Annotated in this window: 12 protein-coding genes; 5 read left to right on the top strand and 7 right to left on the bottom strand. The window is 69.5% G+C overall.

Annotation, left to right across the window (positions count from 1 at the left end; all coding sequences use genetic code 11):
• The coding region (locus tag NON22_RS16605; RefSeq protein WP_257388062.1) for an ATP-binding cassette domain-containing protein at nucleotides 1–697 on the top strand (697 nt) is incomplete at its 5' end.
• Nucleotides 698–713: 16 nt separating this feature from the next.
• Here NON22_RS16605 and NON22_RS16600 read toward each other — a convergent pair.
• The 7 genes from NON22_RS16600 to NON22_RS16570 all read right to left on the bottom strand — a co-directional run bounded on the left by NON22_RS16600 (nucleotide 714) and on the right by NON22_RS16570 (nucleotide 5,791).
• Nucleotides 714–1,004, bottom strand: coding sequence for a hypothetical protein (locus NON22_RS16600; protein WP_257388061.1), 291 nt, complete (start codon nucleotides 1,002–1,004; stop codon nucleotides 714–716).
• A 3-nt stretch (nucleotides 1,005–1,007) separates the two neighbouring features.
• The gene (locus NON22_RS16595; protein WP_257388060.1) at nucleotides 1,008–1,154 is read right to left on the bottom strand and encodes a hypothetical protein; all 147 of its coding nucleotides are present in this window, start codon (nucleotides 1,152–1,154) and stop codon (nucleotides 1,008–1,010) included.
• A gap of 148 nt (nucleotides 1,155–1,302) precedes the next feature.
• Nucleotides 1,303–2,385, bottom strand: coding sequence for a 23S rRNA (cytidine(2498)-2'-O)-methyltransferase RlmM (rlmM, locus tag NON22_RS16590; protein WP_257388059.1), 1,083 nt, complete (start codon nucleotides 2,383–2,385; stop codon nucleotides 1,303–1,305).
• A gap of 26 nt (nucleotides 2,386–2,411) precedes the next feature.
• Nucleotides 2,412–2,972, bottom strand: coding sequence for a nucleoside deaminase (locus NON22_RS16585; protein ID WP_257388058.1), 561 nt, complete (start codon nucleotides 2,970–2,972; stop codon nucleotides 2,412–2,414).
• A gap of 93 nt (nucleotides 2,973–3,065) precedes the next feature.
• Nucleotides 3,066–4,802 (bottom strand): glutamine--tRNA ligase/YqeY domain fusion protein, encoded by a 1,737-nt coding sequence (locus NON22_RS16580; RefSeq protein WP_257388057.1) that lies wholly within the window; start codon nucleotides 4,800–4,802, stop codon nucleotides 3,066–3,068.
• 78 nt (nucleotides 4,803–4,880) lie between these two features.
• Nucleotides 4,881–5,189, bottom strand: a complete 309-nt coding sequence (locus tag NON22_RS16575) for a DUF3253 domain-containing protein (RefSeq protein ID WP_257388056.1) — start codon at nucleotides 5,187–5,189, stop codon at nucleotides 4,881–4,883.
• An 80-nt stretch (nucleotides 5,190–5,269) separates the two neighbouring features.
• The gene (locus NON22_RS16570) at nucleotides 5,270–5,791 is read right to left on the bottom strand and encodes a DinB family protein (protein ID WP_257388055.1); all 522 of its coding nucleotides are present in this window, start codon (nucleotides 5,789–5,791) and stop codon (nucleotides 5,270–5,272) included.
• Between the two features lie 93 nt (nucleotides 5,792–5,884).
• On the opposite strand from NON22_RS16570, the gene NON22_RS16565 reads away from it, so the two are divergent.
• The 4 genes from NON22_RS16565 to NON22_RS25020 form a co-directional block, all read left to right on the top strand.
• The gene (locus NON22_RS16565; protein ID WP_257388054.1) at nucleotides 5,885–6,142 is read left to right on the top strand and encodes a putative signal transducing protein; all 258 of its coding nucleotides are present in this window, start codon (nucleotides 5,885–5,887) and stop codon (nucleotides 6,140–6,142) included.
• A gap of 225 nt (nucleotides 6,143–6,367) precedes the next feature.
• On the top strand, nucleotides 6,368–7,402 hold the full coding sequence (gene nadA / locus NON22_RS16560; protein ID WP_257388053.1) for a quinolinate synthase NadA: 1,035 nt from the start codon (nucleotides 6,368–6,370) through the stop codon (nucleotides 7,400–7,402).
• Nucleotides 7,399–7,761 carry an ADP-ribosylation/crystallin J1 gene (locus NON22_RS16555; RefSeq protein WP_257388052.1) on the top strand — a complete coding sequence of 121 codons (363 nt, stop codon included), beginning with the start codon at nucleotides 7,399–7,401 and terminating at the stop codon, nucleotides 7,759–7,761. The genes nadA and NON22_RS16555 overlap by 4 nt, the downstream gene beginning before the upstream one ends.
• Before the next feature lie 132 nt (nucleotides 7,762–7,893).
• A partial coding sequence (locus NON22_RS25020) for an FAD-dependent oxidoreductase (protein WP_425507994.1) occupies nucleotides 7,894–8,050 on the top strand: 157 nt, incomplete at its 3' end.

Raw genomic sequence — 8,050 nt, 5'->3', positions numbered from 1 at the left:
AGTGTTTCCGGAGCGGGGCGAACGGCCGCCGGCGCGCGGCGCCGTGCAGGTGCTCGCCGCCGCCTATCGCTATCCGGGCCGCGACACGGGTCTCGCCGCGACGAGCTTCGACCTCGCCGCCGGCGCGCGCGTGTGCGTACGCGGCGCATCCGGCGCCGGCAAGAGCACCCTGGCGGCGCTGCTCGCGCGCAGCGCCGATCCGCAGCAGGGACGCGTGCTGCTCGACGGCGTGGACCTGCGGAACTACGACGAGGCGACGCTGCGCGCGCGCGTGGCGGTTCTGCCCCAGCGTCCGCATCTGTTCGCGGCCACGGTCTCTGACAACCTGCGCGTCGCCGATCCGGACGCCGGCGACGCGCGCCTGCGCGCCGTGCTGCAGGCCGTCGCGCTCGACGGCTGGCTCGCGCAATTGCCGCAGGGCTTGGCCACGCCGCTCGGCGAATACGGCGTCGGCCTGTCGGGCGGCGAGGCGCGCCGGCTCGCGCTCGCGCGCACCTTGCTGCGCCCGGCCGTGCTGTTCGTGCTCGACGAACCTTACGAAGGCCTCGATGCGCCGCTGCGCCGGCGCGTCGCGGTCGGCGTCGACGCCTGGGTCGGCGCGTCCACGCTCGTGCTGATTTCCCACCACGACGTGGCCATTGCGGCAAATGCGACAACGCTGCACTTGCAACCCATCGCGGCTGCAGGCGGGAATTGAAGACCCGCCCGTCGGGTCACTCCGTGTCGTCGTATTCGATCGCCACGCCGCGCTCGCGCGCGAGCGCCTCGACGACGCTGCGCACGCGTTCGACCGCGAGCGCGTTCGGCGCATGCACTTCGATCTGATGGAAGCCCTCGGCCGTGTCGTCGGGCAGGCCGGCCGAGCTCGAATCCTCGTCGTCCATGTGCGGCATCAGGTCGCCGACTTCCTCGACGTGATCCACGCCGGGAATCGCGCCGAGCAGGCCGATCAGTTCGTCGGCGACGTCGTCGCTGCCGGTCACTTGCAGGCGCAGCAGGGCCATGGCTCAGTCCGCCCGCATCTGGCCGCGCACCGGCGGCGGCGTCTGCGGCGTCGGCGGATGCTGCGGCGGGGCCGGATCGCCGGGCGGCTGCGGCTGAGGATCGCCCGGCGTGACGGGGCGATGGGCAAGCAGGTCGGATTCGCGGTTCATGCGGCGCTCCTCGCGATGTGGTTTGCCGTCGAAGCCGCAAGCCGCGTGCCAACCCTACACCGGCAGAGAACGCAACGCGGCGCCGCCGGCCGCATGCAGTACGCCGCGGCCGGCAGGCGCGGCCATGCGATCTGCACGGTGTCGCAGCTCAGCGCGTCTGCGCGAAGACCGTGATTTCCTCGCGGTCGTGATACAGCTGCTTGGCGCGGATCTCGAGTTCGCGGCCGGCCGCGGCGACCGTGGCCTGCATCGCCTCGAAGGCCTGCTGCACTTCGAGATAGCGCTTCTTCATAGGCAGTTTCAGGTTGAATACGCTGCGGTGGCACCAGCCCGCGGCCAGCCATTCGGCCATGCGCGCGGCGACGCGGCGCGGCTGCTCGACCATGTCGCAGACCATCCATTCGACGCGCTGGCGCGGCTGGAAGCGGAAGCCGTCCTCGCGCTTGTGCGTGACCAGGCCCGAAGCCATCAGCCCCTCGTCCATCGGTCCGTTGTCGACGGCGGTGACGTGCAGGCCGCGGCGCACGAGCTGCCAGGTCCAGCCGCCCGGCGCGGCGCCGAGGTCGACCGCGCTCATGCCGGGCTTGAACCAGCGTTCGCGCTCGCCGGCGTTGAGCAGCACCTGCAGCGCCTCGTCGAGCTTCAGCGTGGAGCGGCTCGGCGCCTCGCGCGGAAACTTGAGCCGCGGTATGCCCTGGTGCCACGGCGCGGAATGATCGATCAGCGCGAGGCCGAGCAGGCAGCGCTCGCCGGTCGGAAACAGTGCATGCAGACGCCAGGGGCTGCGCGGATCGAGCGCGCCGCTGCGGCGCAGCTGCTGCACGAACGCGTTGTTGAAGCTGCGGCAGAACGCGGTCAGCGGCTTGGACGCGTCGGTGTCGGGTGTCTCGACCCAGACGTCGCCGACCTGGAAGCCGGCCGGCAGCGCCGCGAGCAGCGGCGTCAGACGGTCCTCGCGCGGCAGCGCCTTGAACTGGCCGATCACGGCCAGCGACTGGCGCGCGAAGATCAGCCGCGACCAGCCGAACAGGCGCAGCAAGGCATCGGGCGCGCCCTGCTGCGTCAGCACGAATTCGGCGAAGCCCGCATTGCGTTCGGTGCGCGCGAAGCCGGCGACGCCGGCGGCGGCCGCGGTCGCGTCGAGCTCCTGCGCGGCTTCGCTCTCGAAGCCCGCGCGGCAGTAGACGACGATGCCGCTCGCGAACGGGGCGTTGGTCAGGGAGCTTGCCATCGAGGTCGGCGGGCTTCCGATCGCCGTCAATACATCAGGCCGCCGCCGGCGCTGTACGCCGCCAGCACGCGGCGCGCCTCGTCGCGCAGCACGTCGCGCCGCACCTGCACGCCGCGGCGTTCGAGCTCGCCGACCCAGTCCGCCGGCAGCGGGCCTTCGTCGAATTCGGTCAGTTCCTCGACGTCCTCGCTGCGCGCGCCGATCAGCATCTCGTCGATGCCGGCCCAGACGCTCGCGCCGTAGCACTGGCAGCAGGGCTGCGCGCTCGTCGCGAGGACGTAGCGGCGGCCGTCGTCGTTGAGGCGGTAGCGCTGCGTGCGGGCCTGGGCGGTCATGAACGCCATCATCTCCGCGTGGGCGACCGAGCAGTTGTGCGGTACGACACGGTTGACGCCGGCCGCGACGACACGACCCTCGCCGTCGAACACCGCGGCGCCGAACGGGCCGCCGGTGCCGAGCTCGACGTTGCGCTGCGACATGCGGATCGCGAGCGCGACCTTGTCTTCGTCGCTCGCGTAGATCGCGGCCGCATCGATTTCCTCGTGCAGCCAGGCGGGCAGGGTCAGATGGACCTGGACGTACAGCATGCGCATTCCTCGTGTCGTCGCCGCGCGCCGCGACGCCGAAGGCGCGGCGTCGCGGCAGGGGGCGGCAGGCGGGTTGCGCCGTGCCGCCGCGTTTCAGTTCTTGCCGGCCTTGGCCCAGGAATCGCGCAGGGTCACCGCACGGTTGAACACGGGCTTGCCGGGCGCATGGTCGTGCCGGTCGGCGACGAAAAAGCCCAGGCGTTCGAACTGGTAGGCCGTTTCCGGCGCCGCGTCGGCTGCGGCGGGCTCGAGCCAGCCCTGCACGACGCGCTTGGAATCCGGGTTCAGATGATCGCGATAGGTCTTGCCGTCGCTGTCGTCGTCCGGATCGGCGACGTCGAACAGGCGGTCGTACAGGCGGATTTCCGCCGCCACGGCGTGCGCGGCGCTGACCCAGTGGATCGTGCCCTTGACCTTGCGGTCGGCGCCGGCCAGGCCCGGCCGCGTGTCGGCGTGCAGGGTGCAGTGCACCGCGGTCACGTTGCCGTCGGCGTCCTTGTCCAGCGACTCGCAGCGCACGATGCCGACGCCGCGCAGGCGCACTTCGCCGCCGGGCACGAGGCGGTGGAAACCCTTCGGCGGCACTTCCATGAAGTCCTCGCGCTCGATCCAGAGCTCGCGCGAGAACGGTACGGCGCGCGTACCGAACGCCTCGTTCTTGGGATGATTCGGGAACGTCAGCGTTTCCGTATGGCCCGCCGGCAGGTTGTCGATGACGAGCTTGAGCGGATCGATCACGGCCAGGCGGCGCGCGGCGTTCGCGTCGAGCTCTTCGCGCACGCAGCCTTCGAGCACCGAGAACTCGATGACGCTGTTCTGCTTGGTCACGCCGACGCGATCGCAGAGCAGGCGCACGGCCGCCGGCGGAAAGCCGCGGCGGCGCACGCCGGACAGGGTCGGCATGCGCGGATCGTCCCAGCCGTCGACGAGGCCGTCCTGCACGAGCGCCATGAGCTTGCGCTTGCTCATGACGGTGTAGTCGAGGTTCAGGCGCGAGAACTCGATCTGCTGCGGCGTGCCGGTCGGCGCGGTCAGGCCGCGCGCGGTCAGCGAGGCGGTCAGCTCCGGATGATGCGGCAGGTCGATCTCGCGCAGGCACCAGTCGTACAGCGGCCGGTGGTCCTCGAACTCCAGGGTGCACAGCGAATGCGTGATGCCTTCGACCGCATCGGAGATGCTGTGGGCGTAGTCGTACATCGGGTAGATGCACCAGACCGCACCGGTGTTCTGGTGCTCGACGTGGCGGATGCGGTAGATCGCCGGATCGCGCAAGTTGATGTTGCCCGAGCTCATGTCGATCTTCAGGCGCACGGTGCGCGCGCCGTCGGGAAATTCGCCGGCGCGCATGCGCCGGAACAGATCGAGGTTCTCCTCGACGCTGCGCTCGCGGAACGGCGAGTTGCGGCCGGGTTCGGTCAGGGTGCCGCGGTAGGCGCGCACCTCCTCGGCCGACAGATCGCAGACGAAGGCCTTGCCGTCGGCGATCAGTTTCTCGGCGCAGCGGTAGAACACCTCGAAGTAGTCCGAGGCATGGCGCAGTTCGTCCCAGTCGAAGCCGAGCCAGCGCACGTCTTCCTGGATGGACTCGACGTACTCGATGTCTTCCTTGGTCGGATTGGTGTCGTCGAAGCGCAGGTTGCAGCGGCCGCCGAATTCGCGCGCGATGCCGAAATTCAGGCAGATCGACTTGGCGTGGCCGATGTGCAGGTAGCCGTTCGGCTCGGGCGGGAAGCGCGTCGCGACGCGGCCGCCGTGCTTGCCGGAAGCGCGGTCGTCGATGACGATCTGGCGGATGAAGTTGTTGTTCTGCAGCGGGGCTTCGTGGGTCATGGAGTCGCGGCCGCGGGCCGTCTGGAGTTCTCGGGTAAGACCGGCAAGTCTAACCCGGCCCCCGCCGCCGCCGCACGGCTACCAGCCGCGGTAATGCAGGCGCAGCGGACCGCGCGCGTCGAGGATGTCGACCCGCTTGCCGTTCTGGCGGATTTCCAGGCGGCCCTCGCGCGCGAGTTCGGCGGCGACCAGGCGCACCGGGCGCATGAGGTCGCGCCATTCCGTGCCGAGCTGGCCGGCCAGCTCGCGCGCCGCATCGCTCGGGCAGATGCCCTCGTCGCGGCTGCCGCGCAGCAGCGCGAGCAGGCAGTCGCGCGTGCGCTCGGCCAGCCCATCGTCGAAGCGGTAGCGCAGCGGAAACGGCGAACCGGCGGTTTCGATGACCATGCGGTTCAGCGGCGCGCGCGGAAGGGCAGGGAAGCGGCGTTCATCGCGATGCGGCGTACGCGAAGCCGGCCGGGGCGGGATCAGGCCGCATGCAGTTTTTCCGCCGGCAGGTCGATCAGGAAATACGGCAGGTCCATGACCGGCGCGGCGCGGCCCAGTTGCACGAGCGCGATCGAGGCCTGGCCGCGATGATGCGTCGCGTGGTTGAACACGTGCAGCACCAATGAGGCGTACGGCAGCGTATACGGCGTGCCCTGCACGTTGCGGTAGTTAAGGTCGCCGGCGACCGTCGCCGGATCGAGCGCGTCGACGAACGGCCGCCAGCCGCGCGCGAACGCCTGCAGGCGCTGCTTCAGCGCGACGCGGTCGGCTTCGAGCTGCTGATCCAGGCCGCTGACCGGAAACACCGTGTGCTGCAACCGCGCCTGCCAGAGATGCTCGACGAGCAGCAAGTGATTGAGCGTGCCGTGCACGCTGCCGAAGAACTGGCCGCAGTCGCGGAAATAATCCGCATCGGTCAGCAGGTCGACTTCCGCGTAGAGCCGGTCCAGCGCCCAGGCGTGGTAGTCGGCCATCAGGCGCAGGTGCTGGTGCAGATCCATGGAGCCGCTGCCGTCGGTGCAAAGCGCGCAGGATACGCGTTTTGACCGCGGGCCGCGCCGAGGCTAGCGTTACGACGTGCAACGGGAGCGTCCATGCGCATCGTCTACCGGGCCGAAAACATCATCGACGCGCACCTCGTGCGCAACGTCCTCGAGGCCGCCGGCATCCCCGCCCATGTCGGCGGCGAATACCTGACCGGCGCGATCGGCGAGCTGCCGGTCATGGGGCTCGTGACCGTCATGGTCGCCGAGCACGACCTGCCGGCCGCCAGCCGGCTCGCTGCCGAGGTCGATGCAGAGCTCAGCGAGCGGCGGGCCGCCGATTTCGACCTCGGCAGCGAGCCGGCGTAGCCGGCGGTGCCGGCTACGCCGCGGGAATCGGGAATCGCAGAAGCGGGCTGAGGCCGGCTCATATCCCTTTCGGCTCCATTTCTCAACATCCGGCTGAGGCTGCCTCGCAGCGCTTTTCCCATGCAGATTCACCATTGCCGATTCCCGCCACAACCTTGACGCCCCTTATGCTCATCCCTAGCATAAGCGGCCCATATATGCTCACTCTGAGCATAAGAGGTCGCGATGGCAACGCTCTCTGTGTTACCCGGCGCCGTGCCGGAACTGACTCCGGATCTGCTCGACCGCTACGCCCCGCTGTACCAGCGCGTGCGCGAGGTCATCCCCGAACTGGAATGGCAAACCCACCTGCCGTGGATCGACGCCATCCAGCGCCTGAAGAAACAGCGCAACGCCGTCATCCTCGCGCACAACTATCAGGCTCCTGAAATTTTCCACACCGTCGCCGACATCACCGGCGACTCGCTCGCGCTCGCGCAGCAGGCCGCGCGCGCCGACGCCAGGGTGCTCGTGCAGTGCGGCGTCCATTTCATGGCGGAGACGTCCAAGATCCTCTGCCCCGACAAGACCGTGCTGATCCCCGACACCGAGGCCGGCTGCTCGCTGGCCGAGTCGATCACGGCGCAGGACGTGCGCCTGCTCAAGGCGAAGTATCCCGGCGTGCCGGTCGTCACCTACGTCAACACCTCGGCCGACGTGAAGGCCGAATCCGACGTCTGCTGCACGTCGGCCAACGCCGTGCACATCGTCGAATCGCTCGGTGTGGACAAGGTCATCTTCCTGCCCGACAAGTATCTCGGCCAGTACGTCGCGTCCAGGACCCAGGTCAAGGTCGTGCTCTGGGAAGGCGCCTGCGAGGTGCACGAGCGCTTCAGCGGCGAGGAACTGCGTTCCTATCGCCGCGCCCACGGCAACGTGCGCATCCTCGCGCATCCGGAATGTCCGCCCGACGTGCTGCTCGAAGCCGATTTCGTCGGCTCGACCGCGGCGATGGTCACGCACCTCGCCGAGCGGCGGCCGCGCCGCGTCGTCATGATCACCGAGTGCTCCATGAGCGACAACGTCGCCGTGCAGTTCCCGGAGATCGAGTTCACGCGGCCGTGCAATCTCTGTCCGCACATGCGCCGCATCACCTTGCCGCGCATCCACGATGCACTGCTGCACATGCGCCACGAAGTTCAGGTCGATGCCGCGATCGCCGCGCGCGCGCGCCGCGCCGTCGAACGCATGCTCGCGATCGGACGCAAGGAAGCCGCATGAACGCCGGGCCCGACTGTGTCGTGCTGTACCGGCCGACCGGTCCGAAAGAACTGGCGCTGGTCCGCGACAGCGGCTGGCGCCGCTGGCCGCCGCGGCTGCCGGACCAGCCGATCTTCTATCCGGTGACGAACGAGGACTACGCGATCCAGATCGCACGCGACTGGAACGTGCCGGCCAGCGGCAGCGGCTACGTCACGCGATTCCGCGTCTGCGCCGATTTCATGCGGCGCTACCCGCTGCAGACCGTCGGCGGCCGCGAGCACACCGAATGGTGGATTCCGGCCGAGGAGCTCGAGCAGCTCAACGACGCGATCGTCGGCGCGATCGAGGTCATCCACGAGTTCCATCGCGCGAATTGAAGCGTTCCGGGCGGAAGCAGTTTCAAGCCCTCCTTTTCACTCGGGTCGGCAGAGGGCAGCCCGGCTCGCAGCGCCTTCGTTGATCAGCGTGACGACGGCGCCGGTGCAAGAAGCAAGTTCCTGGAGCGGTCAATGCATTTCGATCTCATCGTCATCGGCTCCGGCATCGCCGGTCTGACCACGGCGTTGTCGGCGGCGCCGCGGCGCGTCGCCGTGATCACGCGCGGCACGCTCGCCGATGACGGCGCCAGCCGCTGGGCGCAGGGCGGCATCGCCGCGGCGGTCGGGC

Source organism: Tahibacter caeni (genome assembly GCF_024609805.1).
Taxonomy (GTDB): domain Bacteria; phylum Pseudomonadota; class Gammaproteobacteria; order Xanthomonadales; family Rhodanobacteraceae; genus Tahibacter; species Tahibacter caeni.
The sequence above is the reverse complement of the archived record's forward strand: the minus strand, read 5'-3'. Positions and strand labels throughout refer to the sequence as shown.

Coding starts and splice junctions, on each gene's coding strand:
- NON22_RS16580 (WP_257388057.1), bottom strand. CDS start 4,802: ATGACCCACGAAGCCCCGCTGCAGAACAACAACTTCATCCGCCAGATC.
- NON22_RS16570 (WP_257388055.1), bottom strand. CDS start 5,791: ATGGATCTGCACCAGCACCTGCGCCTGATGGCCGACTACCACGCCTGG.
- NON22_RS16555 (WP_257388052.1), top strand. CDS start 7,399: ATGAACGCCGGGCCCGACTGTGTCGTGCTGTACCGGCCGACCGGTCCG.
- NON22_RS16600 (WP_257388061.1), bottom strand. CDS start 1,004: ATGGCCCTGCTGCGCCTGCAAGTGACCGGCAGCGACGACGTCGCCGAC.
- NON22_RS16575 (WP_257388056.1), bottom strand. CDS start 5,189: ATGGTCATCGAAACCGCCGGTTCGCCGTTTCCGCTGCGCTACCGCTTC.
- rlmM (WP_257388059.1), bottom strand. CDS start 2,385: ATGGCAAGCTCCCTGACCAACGCCCCGTTCGCGAGCGGCATCGTCGTC.
- NON22_RS16565 (WP_257388054.1), top strand. CDS start 5,885: ATGCGCATCGTCTACCGGGCCGAAAACATCATCGACGCGCACCTCGTG.
- NON22_RS16595 (WP_257388060.1), bottom strand. CDS start 1,154: ATGAACCGCGAATCCGACCTGCTTGCCCATCGCCCCGTCACGCCGGGC.
- NON22_RS16585 (WP_257388058.1), bottom strand. CDS start 2,972: ATGCTGTACGTCCAGGTCCATCTGACCCTGCCCGCCTGGCTGCACGAG.
- nadA (WP_257388053.1), top strand. CDS start 6,368: ATGGCAACGCTCTCTGTGTTACCCGGCGCCGTGCCGGAACTGACTCCG.